Raw genomic sequence first — 18,115 nt, 5'->3', positions numbered from 1 at the left:
CCGACTGACAGCGGATGGGCAGTCGTCCCCATTCGGGCGTGTCACGGTGTCGTGTTAGCGTGTTACCCGGCGTGGCGCCATGTCCCCTTCACGAGGGGAGAATCCGAGTCTGACTGAGGGGGGAAACAGGGGTGGGAAAACTCAGCTCGTGGTTGCGCGTTCGCAAGACCACGGCATCCGTTGCCGCCATCGCTGTTCTCGCCGGGGTCCCGCTCACCTTCGCCGTGCTGCATCAGGGCTTTCCCGTCACCGACGTTGATCTCACAGCGCGCGACGTCTGGGTGACCAATGGCAAGGAATTGCTCGCCGGCAGGCTCAACCGTCAGATCGAGGAACTCAACGGCGCCGTGAATGCGTCTTCGAACACCTTTGACGTTCTGCAAGACGGCGACGACGTCTTCATGTACGACGAAAGCATCGGCACCCTCGACCGGGTTGACCCGGCGTTCACGACGCTCGGTCAGCGAGTCGACCTGCCACCGGGCGCTGAACTCGCCTACGGCGGCGACACCATCGCCGTGCTCGCGCCGAGTTCAGGCGAGGTCTGGCTGATCAACGCCGCCAGCGACCTCAACTTCAACCCGGAGTCGACGGACCCGACGATGAAGCTCGGCAAGGGAGCCCACGTCGCAGTGTCGGAAGACGGCCGGGTGTTCGGCACATCGCCGTCGAAGAAGAAGCTGCTGACCCTCGATTCAATCGACAGCAAGCCCAGCGAGAGCGGCCTCCCCTCCCTCGGCGATCATCAGCTCGCCGCCGTCGGTGACGAAGCAGTCATCCTCGACACTGAGTCGGAGAAGCTCATTGTTGGTGGCGGTGCAACGATCGACGTGCCCGGTGGTCTCAAATTGCAGCAGACCGGGGCCGAGAACGACTTCGCGCTTGTTGCGACCGGTGATACCCTCCTTCAGGTTCCGCTTGGTGGCGGTGAACCGACGAAGATAGGCGCAGATATCGCCAACCCACTGACCGACCCGAAAGACGTCTCATCACCGGTCTGGCTGAACGGATGCGCGCACGGCGCCTGGGCCGGCGCGCAGAAGTACCTCGCCGCGTGCACAGACAAGAAGCCGCGTACGGAAGACATCGAACAGGTGACCCAGAGATCCACCCTGGAGTTCCGGGTCAACCGAAACATCATCGCCCTGAACAACCTGTCGAACGGCAACGTCTGGCTGGTCGATGCCAATATGCGGCTCGTCGACAACTGGGACGAAGTCACACCGCCAGAGGAGGAAGACTCGGAGGAGGGGGACGAGAAGGCCTCCCAGCAGTCCTTCGAAGACACCCTGGCTGAGCGCACGCCGCAGAACCGGGCTCCACTGGCCCATGACGACGATTACGGAGTTCGGGCAGGCAAGACGACAGTGTTGCCGGTGCTCGACAACGACACAGACCCTGACGGCGATGTGTTGACCGTCGTCAACGTCAACGGGTTCACCGACGCCAAGGGCAAGCTCGACTACATCGACGGCGGGCGTGCCCTCCAGTTCACCCCCGATCCTGGTCTCGCGGGCACCGTGAACTTCCGTTACACCGTCGCAGACGGGCGCGGGGCGGTCGCTGAGGCGAATGTGAACCTCACACTGCATCCCGAGGGACAGAACGAGGCACCCGTCTCGCACCGGGCCGGCGCGATGACCGTCGAGCAGGGCCAGCTCGTCAGCTACAACGTGCTGACCGACTGGATCGACCCTGACGGCGACGACATCTACCTGGTATCGGCGTCGCCGACGACCGGCGACAGCGTTCGCTTCGGCCCTGAGGGCTTCGTCACCTTCGAAAGCAAGACCGCGGAGCTCGGGCCGAAAGAGGTTCAGTTCGTCGTCTCCGACGGAACGATGACGGCCACCGGTGTTCTCACCGTGGATGTACAGGCGCCCGGCACGCTCAATCCGGTCGGCACCCCCGACTTCGCCTCGACCTTCGTGGGGGAGACCGTGCTGGTCGAACCGCTCGCCAACGACGTGACGCCGTCTGGTGCGCCGCTCACCCTCATCGGCGTCAATGAGGTACCGGACGACGTCACCGCCGTTCCGAACCTCGAGCGCGGAACCGTCGCCGTGTCTGCACCTGCCCCTGGCAGCTATGTCTTCACCTACAGTCTCGGTGCCGGGGCGACCTCGAGCATCGGCCTCATCCGGGTTGACGTCAAGGAGGAACCGCCGGAGGAAGTGGCGCCGATCGCGGTAAAGGACATCGCCTACCTCCGCGCCGGAGAACCGCTTTCCGTGCCCGTGCTCGACAACGATGTGTCTCCGAGCGGCCGGATCCTGGCCGTGCAGTCTGTCGACACGATGACAACAGGTGACCTGGTCTCGGTCGAGGTCCTCACGAACACCGTGCTGCGGGTGACCGCGTCTGCTGCACTCACCGAGCAGGTGCAGTTCACCTACACAATCAGCGACGGCCGCGAGACGTCGACGGCGGGCATTACCGTCGTGCCTGTCCCTCCGCTGATCAAGCACCAGCCTCCGGTCGCGGTCGACGACTCTGTGAACGTCAGGGCCGGTGACATCGTCAGCGTCTCTGTGCTCGACAACGACTACCACCCGGACTCCGCCACGATGACGGTGCTCCCCGACCTGGTCGACACGGCCAGCGCCGGAGAGAGCCTCGCGTTCGTCACCGGCAATCGGGTGCGTTTCCAGGCTCCGGAGGAGCCGGGCTCGTACAGCGTCGCGTACAAGATCACCGATCCCTTCCTGGAGACGGCGACGGCGCTCACCCACTTCACCGTCGTCGGGCCGGATGACGAGAACAACAAGGCGCCGACGCCGCTACCGCTGACCACCCGTACCTTCGCCGACTCGACGATCAAGGTGCAGGTGCCCCTTGATGGAATCGACCCAGACGGCGACTCGGTCTTTCTCAAAGACGTCACGACCCCGCCAGGCATGGGGCGGATCGTCGACCAGGGCAGCGACTTCTTCACCTACGAGGCCTATCCGGGCACGGCAGGAACCGACTCCTTCGAATACGAAGTGCAGGATGCTCTCGGCAAGACCGCGACCGGAACCGTCAGGATCGGTGTGATTCCGCGTCCGGAGGTTCTGCTGCCGCCGAATGCGGTAGACGACTCGATCGAGATCAAGCCAGGGCGAACCGGTTCCATCCCTGTGGTCTTGAACGACTCTGATCCCAACGGCTACCGGCTCGAGTTGTCGAAGAAGCTGCCAGAGGTCGACGAGGGCATATCCGCTGAGGTCGAAGCCAGCCGTGTCGTGATCGAGGCACCGGAGGTCGAGGGCACGTACACGCTGAGATACGAGATCACCAACGGCCACGGTGGCGCAGACACTGCCTTCGTTCAGGTCAAGGTGACCGAAGACGCCAAACCGCTGTACCCGTCAGCCAAGGACCATTACATCGAGCCCGAAGACGTGCTCGACAAAGACAGTGTCACCGTCGATGTCCTGGACGGGGCGGAGAACCCCAGCGGGCGTGTCGACGAGCTGAAGATCAGTCTCGAGGGACCGAATGCCGCGTCGGGCGACATCCGTCAAAAGGGCAAGGTCAAGGTGACGCCGACGGATGAACGGCAGGCGATCGCCTACCGGCTCACCAACGAGATCGACGAGTTGAGTGCCACAGCGTTCATCATCGTGCCTGCCAAGCCGGACTCCAAGGACAAGGAGAAGGAAGAGGAATTCCCGCCGCCCTTCCTGAAGCCGCTCCCAGAGCAGATCGTGAAGAAGAATGGTTCGATCACCTGGAACCTGGCCGACATCGTCGAGGTCCCCTCTGGCAAGCCGGCGATCATCCTGTCGGCCTCTGCGACCAACAGCAACGGCTCCTCGCCGATGATCGACCCTGAGACCCTGAACTTCAACGCGGCACCGGACTATCGCGGGCCGGCATCCGTTACCTTCGTCGTCACCGACGGCACGTCGGCCTCCGATGAGAAGGGCAGGAAAGCGACCTTGACGATTCCGGTCACCGTCGGCGACCCGAACTTCGAAGACGAACCGCCCACATTCACGCCGCCGAACGTCACGATTGAAGCCGGTGAAGACCCGCTGGTGGTGAATCTGCGCACGTCAAGTGCCCATCCGAACCCGGCAATCCTCGAGCAGCTGAGCTATGGCTCGCTGAGCGGCCAGACGGCCGACGTGAAGGCAGACCTCGGTGGAGCAGACCTCAGTATCTCGGCGCCGCTCGGAGTGCAGCCTGGAACGAAGGTGGCTCTGAAGTTCAACGTCACCTACAAGGAGTTCACGGTTCCCGGCTCTGTGAACGTCACCGTTGTGTCGTCGACCAGGGCGAAGCCGCAGGCGGTCGACGACAGTGGTCCGAACGGCAAGGGCATCGAGACGCATCCCGCTGAGACGGTCGAGATTCCGGTGCTCGACAATGACTACAATCCGTTCGCGGCCGACGGGATTCCGCTCAAGGTCATCGCGGCGAGCATCGAACAGGATGTGTCGGGCGGAACGGCATCGGCCAGTTTCACGGCGAGCGGTGTGACGATCCGCACTGGGCCGGGTGCGACCGGCACGTTGACTGCCGTGTACCGAATCCAGGACGGCACCAAGGATCCAGCTCGGGAGACACAAGGACGTATTCGGCTCGTCATCCGCGATAAGCCCGATAAGCCGGCACCGCCTTCGGCCACGGCAGGGGATGGTCAGGTCACGATCACCTTCAAGGCTCCCGCCAACAACAACTCGCCGATCACCGGTTACGTCGTCAAGTATCCTGGCGGCACAGAGAACGGCTGCACGGCCGGAACGAAGTGTGTATTGCCCGCCACCAACGGTGAGGCGTTCACGGCCACGGTTGCGGCGGTGAATGCGATCGATACCGGAGAGCAATCCGGCCCCAGCAACTCCGTGACGCCGTACGGCAAGCCGACTGCTCCGAACAATCCGAAGATCAGCTCCTCTGGTGATGCGCCGGCTGACCTTTCGATGAGCTGGGGTGCACCAGACCAGACCGGTGGTGGCTCCGTGCACTATCGGTGGCGGTTGAACGGTGGCCAATGGAACGACACCAATAGTCGTAAGGCATCAATCAATAACCGCGGTGCCGGAACTTACAACTTTGATGTTGTCGCCGTCAACGACGGCGGAGGCGGGACTGGCCTTGGCGCGACGTCGAACACGGTGCAGGTGAACGACCCGCCGCCACCGTCACCATCTGCAACGCCGAAGCGAGGGGCTCCAGACAGCACCAGCGGCTGTGATAGTGGCTGCTTCCGCGTGGCGTTCGACTACTCGTACCTCAAGGGCGGCGACTACACAGTCACGGTGCAGTTCCGCGACGCTGGTGCCAGCGGCTGGTCGTCGCTGAGCGCGCAGGGCATGAATCTGGGCAAGAACGGCAGCGCCCAGACATACAGCATGCTCGGCACGGTCGGTGAACATGACGAGGTCAGGGTCAGGTTCCAGGGACCGGACGATTTCTACAGCAAGGTTTCCGGCGACTGGGGTTAGCCAGCGCAAGGAATGAACAGATGAGGAAGCAAACATGGCAGTGACACAGGAACAGGCGGACTGGTTCGCCGACGCGTTCAACAAACTGGTCGGAAATGTCGACCAGGCGATCCTTGGTAAAGACCACGTCATCCGTCTGGTCGTGGCGGCGCTGCTGACCAACGGGCATGTGCTCCTCGAGGACTTCCCAGGCACGGGCAAGACCGTGCTGGCGAAGGCACTCGCAAAGACCCTCGAAGGCACCAACTCGCGGATCCAGTTCACGCCGGACCTGCTGCCGTCCGACGTCACCGGCGTCACGATCTACGACCAGGGCAAGGGCATCTTCGAGTTCCACAAGGGCCCGATCTTCGCCTCGATCGTGCTCGCAGACGAGATCAACCGGGCCAGCCCGAAAACACAATCGGCGCTTCTCGAGGTGATGGAGGAAGGCCGGGTCACCGTCGACGGCGTCAGTCACGAGGTCGGCAGCCCGTTCATGGTGATCGCCACCCAGAACCCAGTGGAACAGGCCGGAACGTACACGCTGCCAGAGGCGCAGCTCGATCGTTTCCTCATCAAGACGTCGCTGGGCTACCCAGACCACGACACGGCCGTGACGCTGCTGCTCGACTCGTCCAACCGGGCGCGCGACTCCCGAATCAGTCCGATCATCGCGTCGGGCTCAGTGACCACGATGGCGCAGCTGGCCTCAGACGTCTTCGTCGATGCGTCTGTGCTCGGGTATCTCAACGAGATCGTCACCGCAACGCGCACCGACAAGAACTCGACGCTCGGCGTGAGCATGCGTGGCGCGCTCTCACTCGCACGCGCAGCGAAGACCTGGGCGCTCGCACAGGGCAGAACCTATGTGACGCCAGACGACATCCGTGACCTTGCAGTTCCGGTGCTCGCACATCGCATCATCGTCGACCCTGAGGCCGACTTCGCCGGCGTTACCGCAGAAGACATCGTCGGTCGCATCATCGTCGAGATCGAACCGCCGGCCTACCGGGCGGCCTGAGCCCCACCAGATGACCAGAGTCGCAGAGAAGGCACCCCGCAGGATTTCGCAGGCAGAGTTTGCCGCGAAGTCGCTGTGGCGCGCCATCGGCGACGGCGCGCGCACCGGCGCGCGGCTGTTCTGGCAACTCCTGAAGCGTGCCTGGCGCGCAATCAAGCCGGTGACGGATGTTGTGGGCCCCGCCGGCTGGCTGGTGCTGTGCGCAGCGGCGGTGGCCTTCCTGATCAGTGCGATCTTCGGCTGGCTCGAGTTCACCTTCCTTGCCACGACGCTGCTGGCCGCGCTCCTGGTGGCGGTGGTGTTCGTCTTCGGTCGAGCGACGTACGCGGTGGACATCGCCCTCAACCCGCACCGCGTGGTGGCGGGGGAACGGGCACTCGGAGAGATGACGGTCGCCAATAGCGGCGAACGTGGACTGCTCCCGGTGCGGATGGAACTCCCGGTCGGAGACGGGGTTGCCGAATTCGTCATTCCAGGCCTCGCACCTGAGAAGAGCCACGAGGAGCTCTTCGCCGTGCCGACTCAGCGACGCGCGGTGATCGTCGCCGGGCCGGCCATCTCTGTGCGCGGCGACCAGCTCGGGTTGCTGCGGCGCACCGTTCGCTGGACAGACCCGGTCGAACTCTTCGTGCACCCGGTCACGGCCCGGCTGGCTTCGTCGGCAGCCGGACTGGTGCGTGACCTCGAGGGTGAGATCACCAAGAAGATCACCAACAGCGACATCTCTTTCCACGCACTGCGCGCCTACGAGCCCGGCGATGCGCTCCGCAACGTGCACTGGCGCACCTCTGCCAGAACTGGGCAGCTCATGGTGCGCCAGTTCGAGGAGACCCGCCGGTCACAGCTCACCATTGTGCACTCGACAGAGCGCTCGCTGTACGCCTCTGACGACGAGTTCGAACTGGGCGTCTCCGTGATGGCCTCGCTCGCCCTCCAAGTGATCAGGGACGGAACGCGCCTCGCCGTCGTCACCGAGAACCTCCAGCTGAAGACGGCGACCCCGGTCTCGCTCCTCGACGATTCCAGCCGCATCGAACCGGCGTCAGGTCGATATGACTCTATGCGCGAATTTGCCAGAGACGCCACTCGCAGGCTCGACGACCCCAGCATCGTGATGATCATCGGTGGCTCGCTGCTCGAACTCGCTGAGTTCCGCAATGTGCAGACCCTGTTCAGCCAGGACACCACCACCCTCGCCTTCCGCATCGAGCTGGGGAGCCAATCGCGGCTGTCGAAGGTCTCCGGCCTTACCGTGATCACCCTGGGCAACCTTGCCGACCTGCCGAAGCTCCTGAGGAGGGTGCAGCGATGAAGGACCTTCGCCCGTTCCCCCGCCGCGCCGTCTGGGACGTCGTGGTGCTCAGCGTGCTCTCACTGCTGGGCGTGCTCGGTTTCGAGACGTCGTTCGGTGCATACAACTTCCTGCTCGCCGGACTCGGTGGCCTGCTGGTCGGCACTGCCGCCGCGATTCTCGGATACTCGCTCCGGCTGAGCGCCCTCATGACCGTGCTCGTGGGGCTGCTCGCCTACTTCCTGATCGGAACGCCGTTCACCATGGGCGGCGAGGGCATCTTCGTCGTGCTGCCGAGCCTGGCGACGCTTGCCGGGCTCGCCCTCGGTGCCGTGTTCGGCTGGGCCGACATCGTGACCCTCAGCACCCCGGTCGAGGCGCCGTACTACATGCCGGTGCTGCCGTACTTCGCGGCCTGGCTCGTCGCCCTGGTCGGAACGATGCTCGCCAGCCGTTGGCTGCCATCGCGAAAGCGCACCGTCTGGCGCTCCAGCATTCTGCTCATCGGACCGGTTCTGCTCTACCTCGCCGGAATCCTGATGGGGACCGACGAGCCGTACTTCGCCGGCATCCGTGGTGTCGCCTTTGCGGTCATAGCCCTGGTCTGGCTTGGCTGGCGGCGTACGCAGATCGAACAGGCGGGTTCTCCGTCGTCGAACCGACTCCTGCGTCGAAAGCTCATCGGAACGGCATCGCTGGTTGCCGGTGCCATTCTTGTCGGCTCTCTCGCCGGTGCAGCACTTGCTCCGACGGCGCACAACCGTTTCGTGCTCAGGGAGGAGATCCAGCCTCCGTTCGACCCTTTGCAGTTCCCCAGCCCGCTTGCGGGCTTCCGCAAGTACACCAAGACCCTCGCAGACACGCCCCTGTTCACCGTCGAGGGACTGAAGACCGGCGACGTGGTGCGGCTGGCGAGCATGGACTCCTACAACGGCAAGCTCTGGAATGTGGCAGGGCCGAAGAGCCAGACGGATGGTTCAGGCAGCTTCCGCCTGGTCGGACGTACTCTGCCGGAGACGAAGCTGGTCACGTCGTCTGAGACGCGCACGGTGACGGTGTCGGTCGAAGGCTACAGCGACGCCTGGCTGCCCGGTGTCGGCTATCCGACGACGATCGAATTTGATGACAAGGCGAGCCAGGAGCAGGCCGAGTCCCTTCGTTACAACGCAGGCACCGGCACCGCCGTTCTGACCGGCGGGGTCAAAGACGGCTACAGCTACACGGTCGACGCCGAACTGCAGCGAAGTTTCAAGGACGAAGACCTGGCCGACGTTCCGGTCGCCGACATCGCAATGCCGCCGGTGGAGAACATCCCGGATGTCGTTGTTGCCAAGGGCGTGGAACTGGTAGGCGATGCCGAGAGCCCGATCGATCAGCTTCGCGCCATCGAGCAGGGGTTGAAGACGCAGGGCTTCCTCAGCCACGGACTCGCCTCTGACGGTGTCCCGTCGCGCGCCGGCCACGGTGCCGACCGCATCGATGAGCTCTTCACCCGCAGTCAGATGGTGGGCGATCAGGAACAGTATGCCGCCGCGATGGCACTGATGGCTCGGAACATGGGTTTCCCCGCGCGGGTCGTGATGGGCTTTGCGCCCGAGGTGCCAGAAGACGCGAAATCGGTCGAGGTCGTGGGCGACGACGTGACCGCGTGGGTTGAGGTGGCGTTCCAGGGCACCGGCTGGGTGGCGTTCAACCCGACTCCAGAACAGACGGACGTTCCGCAGGACCAGACTCCGAAACCGAGGACCGTGCCGCAACCCCAGGTTCGTCAGCCACCGCGCTCCGACAACCAGAACGACGACCTGCTGACCGCTGTCGAGATCGACGATTCTGACAAGGACGACAATGACGGGGCGTTTGTGCTCCCGGCGTGGGCGTGGGTTGTGCTCGGGGTCGTGGGTATTCCGGCGCTGCTGTTCTTCGGGCCGATTCTCGTGATCGGTGCGCTCAAGGCCAGACGCCGTCGTCGCCGCCGAAACCAGGGGACCGGTGACAAGCGTGTGGCCGGCTCGTGGGATGAGCTGACGGACGGCTACGCCGAGCTGGGCTTCGATGTTCCTCGTGCTGCCACCAGGCGACAGGTCGCCTCCCACCTCGAAGCGCAGTTGGCCGAGCAGCACTTCGGTGACCGGCCTGTTGTGCGCACAGACACCGGCCCCGTCGCCGTTGTTGGCGCGGGAGCTGGCGTGCAGGAGGCTGACGCGCAGGGTGCCACCCAGACGATGGTCAGGCCGCGACGAGCGGAACGCAGGCCTGGGCCGGCCGTTGCCGGCGGCGACGCGCCGGCCACCAGCATCCGTTTGGTCCCACTGGCTGCTGAGGTCGACCGAGCCGTCTTCAACGGTGAGGATATCGACGACGAGCGTGTGCAGCAGAGCTGGGACGCCGCGCTGGAGTCGCTCGATGTTGCCGAGACCGCAGCGGGCCGCACGCGTCGGTTGATCAGTCGGTTCCGGTTGCGGTCTGCGCGCGACTGGAGCAAGGTCGATCTGTCTCGCTAGGGTGAATGTGTGGACAAATCAGGCTTCATCGTTCCCCCACCCGGGTTGATCCCGTCGCACGTCGACGACCAGACCACTCCGGCACGCACGATTGAACCCGCATCGTTCCCGGCGTTTGTGCCGGTTGCAATCGGGGCGCCACTGTCGGCTCCACCGCTGCCTGTTCCGCCGCAGAATGTGCTTCCGCAGGAGCAGACACTGTTGCCGACGGCGTGGAGGCTCGCGTTCGCAGACGGCCAGAGTATCGAAGCGACTGGCTCACTCATACTCGGGCGCGACCCGGCAACGGTTCCGGCCAGGCAGCATGCCAGGCTCGTGCCGGTCACCGACCAGGCGAAGTCGGTGTCGAAGACCCACGCGATCATCGATCTGGAGGGCGGTGAACTTTCGGTGACAGACCTGCACTCAACGAATGGCGTCATCGTGATCGAAGCGGACGGTACGGAGACCGACCTCGAACCGGGCGGGCGGGCGACCGTGCGACACGGGTCGCGGCTGCTTTTAGGTGAGTTTCGTATCGACATCACCCACGAGTGATGCACTCTCACGTGATTCAGTCTCACCCGATGCACAGATAAGAATGGCGGATGCGACGATCTCTCGTCACATCCGCCGGTCGTGCTTGTTCTTGGGGTGTTACGCCTTCGCGCCAATGGCGAAGCGCACGCTTCCGTCGTCGCCGACCTGCGCGTCGAGCACCTTGTCGTCGAGTGCTTCGGCGACGGTGCTGGCGAGGAAGACGCGAGCGGTACCGTCTTCGACCACCACGTCGTCTGGCGTGTTGGCGTCAACGATCGCGACTGCGAACTCGTTGTCCTGTTGGTCGATGCGGAGTCCACCGGTAGTGGAGGTTTCGGTTTGAGACACAATGCTCGCAACGACCGTGCTGGCAGTTTCGGTTAAGGTGAGCACAAGGATCCTTCCGTCGGTTGTACAGCGAACTGGCTACGCTTCCGCAGTGCGCTAAGCGATGCAAGTGATCAGCGCGATACGGAGGGAACTCACACCTCGCTCTCACCGAAAATCGCCGTTTGCGCCGGTAGACGCCGCTCCACCGGCGATTCTGGGGTTGAGTGGCGATTCTCGGCGTGTTGCGTTTGAGTACGAGTGCGACGGGCCGTCGCCGGCGAAGTGTTAGCCTGAAGTGTGCTGTTCGGTCGACTTCTTCTTCTCAGCCGCGACGAGCCCCAGTCCTGAAGCCTGGCTCATCGCGGAGTCTGTTGTTGGCTGACCACCATTCATGAGGAAGACGCACACCATGACCAACGCACCATCGCCGGCCGCTCCCAGTAAGCCAGCTGCCACCACTTCCGGTCCCGTCGACATCGTCGCTCGGCCGCAGACGCTCGCAGAGAAGATCTGGGAGAAGCATCTCGTCGCCAAGGGCGAAGACGGCACGCCAGACCTGATCTACATCGACTTGCACCTGGTGCACGAAGTCACCAGCCCACAGGCATTCGACGGGCTCCGCCTCGCCGGACGACCGGTTCGCCGCCCAGACCTGACGATCGCGACCGAAGACCACAACACGCCGACGCTGGCCATCGACAAGCCCATCGCCGACCTCACCAGCCGAACACAGATCGACACGCTGCGACGCAATTGTGCCGAGTTCGGCATCCGTCTGCACTCGCTCGGTGACATCGAACAGGGCATCGTGCACGTCGTCGGACCGCAGCTCGGCCTCACCCAGCCCGGCCTCACTGTGGTCTGTGGTGACTCCCACACGTCAACGCACGGAGCGTTCGGCGCCATGGCGTTGGGTATCGGCACCAGCGAGGTCGAACACGTGATGGCGACCCAGACACTGCCGCTGAAGCCGTTCAAGACCATGGCGATCACGGTGGAGGGCGACTTGCGACCGGGAGTCACAGCCAAAGACATCATCCTCGCCGTCATCGCCAAGATCGGGACGGGCGGCGGACAGGGCTACGTGCTCGAATACCGCGGCAGTGCCATCAGGGCGCTCTCGATGGAGGGGCGGATGACCATCTGCAACATGTCCATCGAAGCCGGCGCGAGGGCGGGAATGGTTGCCCCTGACCAGATCACCTATGACTTCCTGAAGGGCCGCCAGCACGCACCAGAGGGCGCCGACTGGGATGATGCCGTCGCCTACTGGAACACCCTCGCCACCGACGAAGGTGCCGTTTTCGACGCTGAGGTGTACCTCGATGCAAACGAGCTCGAGCCATTCGTGACCTGGGGAACCAACCCTGGGCAGGGCGTTTCGCTGAGCCAGGCGGTGCCAGACCCCGCCAGCATTGACGACGCCAACGAACGCTCTGCGGCAGAACGTGCCCTCGAGTACATGGATCTCGAAGCCGGCACCCCGATGAAGGAGATCAGGGTCGACACCGTCTTTCTCGGCTCCTGCACCAACAGCCGGGTCGAAGACCTGCGTGCGGCCGCCGAGATCATCAAGGGCCGAACCAAGGCAGAAGGCATACGGATGCTGGTTGTGCCGGGGTCTGCCAGGGTGCGCATCGAGGCGGAGGCGGAGGGCCTCGACAAGGTCTTCACCGATTTCGGCGCTGAGTGGCGGTTCGCCGGCTGCTCGATGTGCCTCGGCATGAACCCAGACCAGCTCGAACCCGGCGAACGCTGCGCCTCGACCAGCAACCGCAACTTCGAGGGCAGGCAGGGTAAGGGCGGGCGAACCCACCTGGTGTCGCCGCTCGTCGCCGCGGCGACCGCGATCCGTGGAACGCTGTCCAGCCCGTGGGACCTGTTGCACGAGTCGGAACCTGAACCTGACCGCTCGCGGACTGAGAAGACGGGAGCACTGTGATGGAGAAGTTCACCACCGTCACCGGAGTCGCCGTTCCCCTGCGTCGTTCCAATGTCGACACAGACCAGATCATTCCCGCTGTGTACCTCAAGCGCGTAACCAAGACCGGTTTCGAAGACGCGCTCTTCGCCGCCTGGCGTAACGACCCGGAGTTCATCCTCAACCAGAAGGAATACCAGGGCGCACGCGTGCTCGTGGCCGGGAGCGATTTCGGCACGGGTTCGTCGCGTGAGCACGCCGTCTGGGCCCTCCGCGACTACGGCTTCGACGTGGTTCTCAGCCCGCGATTCGGAGATATATTCCGGGGAAACTCCGGCAAGCAGGGCCTCTTGGCCGGGCAAATCACCGAGGAGGATGCCGAGCGGCTCTGGTCGGCGATCGAAGCGAACCCGGGAATAGAACTCACTGTCGATCTGGTTGCCAAGAGTGCACGGGCAGGCGACCTCACAGTTTCATTCGAGATCGACGATTACACTAGGTGGCGACTGCTCGAAGGCCTTGATGACATCGGCCTGACCCTGCGTGATGAGGCGCGGATCGCAGAATTCGAACTATCGCGTGAGTCATGGCGGCCCCGCACTCTCCCTGCAAGGTAGGTAATTAGTGAGCACACCCGGCGACGCGCAGAACCGCGACGAGGTCCAGGACGGCGAAGAGTCGCAGGTCGAAGACGTTCAGGCCAGCGCGGCACAGAGCGGCTCAGAAGACCAGAGCGGTGACGATGCGAAGAGCCGCGGTGACGCGAAGAGTCATGGCGCGGCCGTTGGACTCCAGGGTGACAAGATCACGATTCGCGGCGGCATCCCCTTGGTCGGGCGCATCGAGCTGAAGGGCGCGAAGAACCTCGTCACCAAGGCGATGGTTGCCGCGCTGCTCGGCGAGAGCCCGAGCGTGCTCAAAGACGTTCCGAACATCAGTGACGTGCGTATCGTGCGCGGTTTGCTCGGTGTGCACGGAGTGAAGATCACCGACGGTGAAGAGCCGGGCGACCTCATCCTCGATCCGGCCAACGTTGAGAGCGCACACTTCGCCGACATCGACGCGCACGCCGGCTCCTCCCGCATCCCGATCCTGTTCTGTGGCCCGCTGCTGCACCGCCTCGGAGAGGCGTTCATCCCCGACCTCGGCGGCTGCCGCATCGGCGACCGTCCGATTGACTACCACCTCGAGGTGCTGCGCAAGTTCGGTGCTGTCGTCGAGAAGCAGCCGAGCGGCATCCGGATGTCGGCGCCGAACGGCCTCAAGGGCGCAAAGGTCGAGTTGCCATACCCGAGCGTCGGGGCAACCGAGCAGGTTCTGCTCACCGCGGTGCGCGCAGAGGGCATCACCGAGCTGAAGGGTGCGGCGATCGAGCCGGAGATCATGGATCTCATCAACATCCTGCAGAAGATGGGCGCCATCATCACGGTCGACACCGACCGGGTCATCCGGATCGAAGGTGTCGACCGCCTCGAGGGCTACCAGCACCGCGCGCTTTTCGACCGCAACGAGGCCGCCAGCTGGGCAGCTGCCGCCCTCGCAACCGAGGGCGACATCTTTGTCGGCGGCGCACGCCAGCCTGAGATGGTCACCTTCCTCAACGTCTTCCGCAAAGTCGGGGGCGCGTTTGATATTCACGACGACGGCATCCGTTTCTACCATCCGGGCGGCGAGCTGAAGCCGGTCATCATTGAAACGGATGTTCACCCCGGCTTCATGACGGACTGGCAGCAGCCGCTGGTGATCGCCCTCACCAAGGCACACGGCGTCTCGATCGTGCATGAGACGGTCTACGAGCAGAGGTTTGGCTTTGTCGACGCGCTCGTCGAGATGGGCGCGACCATCCAGATCCACAAAGAGTGCCTCGGCGGCCAGGCCTGCCGCTTCGGCCAGCGCAACTTCAACCACTCGGCCGTCATCACCGGGCCGACGAAGCTGCACGGCGCCGACATCGAGGTTCCAGACCTGCGCGGCGGGTTCAGTCACCTCATTGCGGCGCTGTCGGCCGACGGCACATCGACGGTCAGCAACGTCGGAATCATCAGCCGCGGATACGAGAACTTCATCACGAAGCTTCAGTTGTTGGGAGCGGACTTCGATCTCGAAGGATAATGGGGCTGTGCCAGCTCACGAAGACCACCCAGAACCAGATTCGCAACCGCACCGCGCACGGAAGGTCCGCTCGGAGAAGAGCCGCCCCTCGGTGTTCTGGATCCTGGCGGGTGTGCTGATCCCGTTCATGACACTGGCCGCGCGCTACGACATTCACGACGGTCAGAAGCTGCCGAAGACCGGCGCCTACGTGCTGGCGCCGAACCACTACAGCGAAATCGACCCCGTCGTGATGGGCCACGTGGCCTGGCGGCTCGGCAGGTTACCCCGGTTTCTGACAAAGGGCTCGCTGTTCTCCGTGCCTGTCCTCGGCTGGCTGCTGCGCTCGACAGGCCAGATCCCGGTGCAGCGTGGGGGTTCCGGCCGTGGTCGTGGCCCCGTCGAAGCGGCAGAACAACTGGTGGCAAAGGGCCAGATGGTCATCGTCTACCCCGAGGGTTCGCTCACGCGCGACCCCGATCTCTGGCCGATGCGCGGTAAGACGGGCGCGGTTCGCATCGCGCTCGAGCAGGACATCCCCCTCATCCCCGCCGCCCACTGGGGCACCCAGGCGCTGATGGCGAGGTATTCGAAGAAGATCAACGTCTTCCCCCGGAAGCGCATCGCAGTGAAGATCGGCGACCCGGTCGACCTGTCAGCCTTCCGCGGCCGCAGTCTCGACACGGCAACCCTGAATGAAGCCACAGCCGTCGTCATGGACGCCATCACCCGGCTGGTTGAAGACCTCCGCGGCGAAAAGGCACCGGCCGGCCGCTGGAATCCATCGGAACACCAGCAGGAAGAGACCGGGCGCTTTGAAGTCTAAATCGAAGCAGGTAACACGCGTCGCCGTTCTCGGCGGCGGAAGCTGGGGAACCACGTTTGCCAAGATCCTCGCCGACGGCGGGTCCGATGTGATGGTCTGGGCGAGACGCCCAGAGTTGGCACGGGAGATCTCCGAAGGCCGCCGGAACAGCGACTATCTGCCCGGCGTCAACCTTCCGATCGGAATCCGGGCGACGTCACGGCTTGACCTCGCCCTTGCCGGCGCTGAGCAGGTCTACGTTGCGGTGCCCAGCCAGACGATGAGGGACACCCTCATCGCGGCGGAACCCTACATCGGCGCGAATGCCATCATCGTCTCTCTGATCAAGGGGGTCGAGCGCTCATCCGGGCGCCGCATGAGCGAGATCATCGAAGAAGTGCTGCCGGTCGGGCCAGATCGCATCGCCGTCATCTCCGGGCCGAACCTGGCACTCGAGATCGCCAGGGAACAGCCGACGGCCGCCGTCGTGTCGTCGTCGAACCTGGAGACGGCCCAGGCCGTTGCGGTGCTGGCAACCAACCGTTACTTCCGTTCATTTGTGAACACGGATGTCATCGGCACCGAATTCGGCGGCGTCTTAAAGAATCTCATCGCCGTGGCGATCGGCATCGTCGACGGTGTCGGCTACGGCGAGAACACGAAGGCATCGATCATCACGCGTGGCCTGGTAGAGATGACCGATTTTGCGGTTGCATACGGTGCGCATCCTGAGACCCTCTCCGGTCTCGCCGGTCTCGGCGACCTGATCGCCACCTGCCAGTCGCCGCTATCGCGAAACAACACGGCAGGACGGCTCCTCGGTCAGGGATACGGCTTCAACGACGTGGTCAAGCAGATGCAGCAGACGGCTGAGGGACTGGCATCCGTCGGCCCGGTTCTCGAACTCGCCAGGGCGAAGGGGGTTGAAATGCCGATCGTCGAGCAGGTCAGGCAGGTTCTGGCGGGTACGCTTGCACCTCGGGATATCGCACCCCACCTCACCACAGACTCCGCGGAACCGCAGGGCGAAAGGACGACGGATGACGGACAAGCTCACGGTGGCGCTGCTCTTTGGGGGGCGTTCAAGCGAACATTCGATCAGCTGCGCAACGGCGGGCGGGATTCTGGCGGCAATTGACCGCAGCAAGTACGACGTGATCCCGGTGGGGATCACCCGCGATGGCGCATTTGTGCTTGAAGACGACGATGCAGCGAAGTTCGCGCTGAACGCCGATTCCCTTCCGGAGGTCGTCGACAACGGCACCAGGGTGCGATGGCCGGAGAGCGCCACCGAACGTGAGTTGACCGTCATCGATCCTGGCGGAGCCGGGCGTCTGCTGGGCGCCGTCGACATCGTCTTCCCGATCCTTCACGGACCATACGGCGAAGACGGCACGATCCAGGGAATGCTCGAACTGACCGGATTGCCCTACGTCGGATCCGGTGTCCTGGCGTCAGCGCTCGGTATGGACAAGCACTTCACCAAGACGGTATTCCGGCAAGCCTCCATCCCGGTTGCTCCCTGGCGGACGATCACGGCAGACGACTGGGCGGATGCGCCTGGCACGGCCTATGCCGCCGTCGCCGCCCTCGGTTTTCCGGCGTTCGTGAAGCCGGCCAGGGCGGGATCGAGCGTAGGGGTGAGTAAAGTCGCGCGGGCGGAGGAACTGGCCGACGCCATGGCGACGGCGCTGGCCGAAGACAATAAGGTTCTCATCGAAGCGGGTGTGGTGGGGCGCGAGATCGAGATCGCTGTGCTCCAGGGTCGCCCGGGGGAGCCGGCCAGGGCATCCGTCGCCGGTGAGGTGGTCTTGACGGGGCGTGATTTCTACGACTTCGCCGCAAAGTATCTGGACGCGCCGGGAATCGACCTGGTCTGCCCTGCCGAGCTTGAAGGCGACGAGTTCGCCGAAATGCAGCGGCTGGCGATTCTGGCGTTCGAGGCGATCGGTGCCGCAGGGCTGGCGCGCGTGGATTTCTTCCTCACCGCAGACGGCTGGGTGATCAACGAGATCAACACCATGCCGGGCTTCACACCGATCTCGATGTTCCCGACCTGCTGGCTGGCGAGCGGCTACAGCTACCCGGAGCTCATCGACGAGCTCATCGAGGTTGCCGTCGCCCACGCGGCGCACGGGTCGTAGCGTCCGCCGTAACTTTCGCCTACCCGCCGGCATCGCGTCGAGAGTCGCCGTTTGTGCCGGCTGTCGCCGGTGCTA

12 protein-coding genes are annotated in these 18,115 nt (G+C 64.1%); 11 read left to right on the top strand and 1 reads right to left on the bottom strand.

What is annotated here, in order from left to right:
- Positions 1-131: 131 nt before the first annotated feature.
- Genes K323_RS0117240 through K323_RS29055 form a run of 5 tightly spaced genes read left to right on the top strand, consistent with a single transcriptional unit; the run spans position 132 to position 10,767 of the window.
- A complete protein-coding gene (locus K323_RS0117240; RefSeq protein ID WP_022886514.1) occupies positions 132-5,435 on the top strand; it encodes an Ig-like domain-containing protein in 5,304 nt (1,767 codons plus the stop codon).
- A 34-nt stretch (positions 5,436-5,469) separates the two neighbouring features.
- Positions 5,470-6,438: an AAA family ATPase gene (locus K323_RS0117235; RefSeq protein ID WP_022886513.1), complete on the top strand. Its 969-nt coding sequence runs from the start codon at positions 5,470-5,472 to the stop codon at positions 6,436-6,438.
- Positions 6,439-6,448: 10 nt separating this feature from the next.
- Complete coding sequence (locus tag K323_RS26895) at positions 6,449-7,750, top strand: DUF58 domain-containing protein (RefSeq protein WP_022886512.1); 1,302 nt, start codon at positions 6,449-6,451, stop codon at positions 7,748-7,750.
- Positions 7,747-10,230 carry a transglutaminase TgpA family protein gene (locus tag K323_RS26890; RefSeq protein WP_022886511.1) on the top strand — a complete coding sequence of 828 codons (2,484 nt, stop codon included), beginning with the start codon at positions 7,747-7,749 and terminating at the stop codon, positions 10,228-10,230. Before K323_RS26895 ends, K323_RS26890 begins: the two co-directional genes overlap by 4 nt.
- 9 nt (positions 10,231-10,239) lie before the next feature.
- Positions 10,240-10,767 carry an FHA domain-containing protein gene (locus tag K323_RS29055; protein WP_022886510.1) on the top strand — a complete coding sequence of 176 codons (528 nt, stop codon included), beginning with the start codon at positions 10,240-10,242 and terminating at the stop codon, positions 10,765-10,767.
- A 99-nt stretch (positions 10,768-10,866) separates the two neighbouring features.
- Here the strand turns inward: K323_RS29055 and K323_RS0117215 are convergent, their stop codons facing one another.
- Positions 10,867-11,142 (bottom strand): (Fe-S)-cluster assembly protein, encoded by a 276-nt coding sequence (locus K323_RS0117215; RefSeq protein WP_022886509.1) that lies wholly within the window; start codon positions 11,140-11,142, stop codon positions 10,867-10,869.
- A gap of 346 nt (positions 11,143-11,488) precedes the next feature.
- Between K323_RS0117215 and leuC the strand changes: the two genes are divergently transcribed.
- The 6 genes from leuC to K323_RS0117180 all read left to right on the top strand — a co-directional run bounded on the left by leuC (position 11,489) and on the right by K323_RS0117180 (position 18,040).
- Complete coding sequence (gene leuC / locus K323_RS0117205) at positions 11,489-13,021, top strand: 3-isopropylmalate dehydratase large subunit (protein ID WP_022886507.1); 1,533 nt, start codon at positions 11,489-11,491, stop codon at positions 13,019-13,021.
- The gene (gene leuD, locus K323_RS0117200; RefSeq protein WP_022886506.1) at positions 13,021-13,617 is read left to right on the top strand and encodes a 3-isopropylmalate dehydratase small subunit; all 597 of its coding nucleotides are present in this window, start codon (positions 13,021-13,023) and stop codon (positions 13,615-13,617) included. Before leuC ends, leuD begins: the two co-directional genes overlap by 1 nt.
- 187 nt (positions 13,618-13,804) lie before the next feature.
- Entirely contained in the window at positions 13,805-15,112 is a 1,308-nt protein-coding gene (gene murA, locus K323_RS0117195) for a UDP-N-acetylglucosamine 1-carboxyvinyltransferase (protein ID WP_026851776.1), read from the top strand.
- 7 nt (positions 15,113-15,119) lie between these two features.
- Entirely contained in the window at positions 15,120-15,917 is a 798-nt protein-coding gene (locus K323_RS0117190; protein ID WP_022886504.1) for a lysophospholipid acyltransferase family protein, read from the top strand.
- Positions 15,907-17,034, top strand: a complete 1,128-nt coding sequence (locus K323_RS0117185; protein ID WP_022886503.1) for an NAD(P)H-dependent glycerol-3-phosphate dehydrogenase — start codon at positions 15,907-15,909, stop codon at positions 17,032-17,034. Before K323_RS0117190 ends, K323_RS0117185 begins: the two co-directional genes overlap by 11 nt.
- Positions 16,937-18,040 carry a D-alanine--D-alanine ligase family protein gene (locus K323_RS0117180; protein ID WP_022886502.1) on the top strand — a complete coding sequence of 368 codons (1,104 nt, stop codon included), beginning with the start codon at positions 16,937-16,939 and terminating at the stop codon, positions 18,038-18,040. Before K323_RS0117185 ends, K323_RS0117180 begins: the two co-directional genes overlap by 98 nt.
- Positions 18,041-18,115: the final 75 nt, after the last annotated feature.

Origin of the sequence: Glaciibacter superstes DSM 21135, assembly GCF_000421145.1 — a bacterium.
GTDB lineage: Bacteria > Actinomycetota > Actinomycetes > Actinomycetales > Microbacteriaceae > Cryobacterium > Cryobacterium superstes.
This window is presented reverse-complemented; position numbering and strand designations above follow the sequence as displayed.

Bases quoted from the DNA above. Each gene is read 5' to 3' on its own strand.
- K323_RS0117235 (WP_022886513.1), top strand. From the start codon at position 5,470: ATGGCAGTGACACAGGAACAGGCGGACTGGTTCGCCGACGCGTTCAAC.
- K323_RS26895 (WP_022886512.1), top strand. From the start codon at position 6,449: ATGACCAGAGTCGCAGAGAAGGCACCCCGCAGGATTTCGCAGGCAGAG.
- K323_RS26890 (WP_022886511.1), top strand. From the start codon at position 7,747: ATGAAGGACCTTCGCCCGTTCCCCCGCCGCGCCGTCTGGGACGTCGTG.
- leuC (WP_022886507.1), top strand. From the start codon at position 11,489: ATGACCAACGCACCATCGCCGGCCGCTCCCAGTAAGCCAGCTGCCACC.
- leuD (WP_022886506.1), top strand. From the start codon at position 13,021: ATGGAGAAGTTCACCACCGTCACCGGAGTCGCCGTTCCCCTGCGTCGT.
- K323_RS0117180 (WP_022886502.1), top strand. From the start codon at position 16,937: ATGACGGACAAGCTCACGGTGGCGCTGCTCTTTGGGGGGCGTTCAAGC.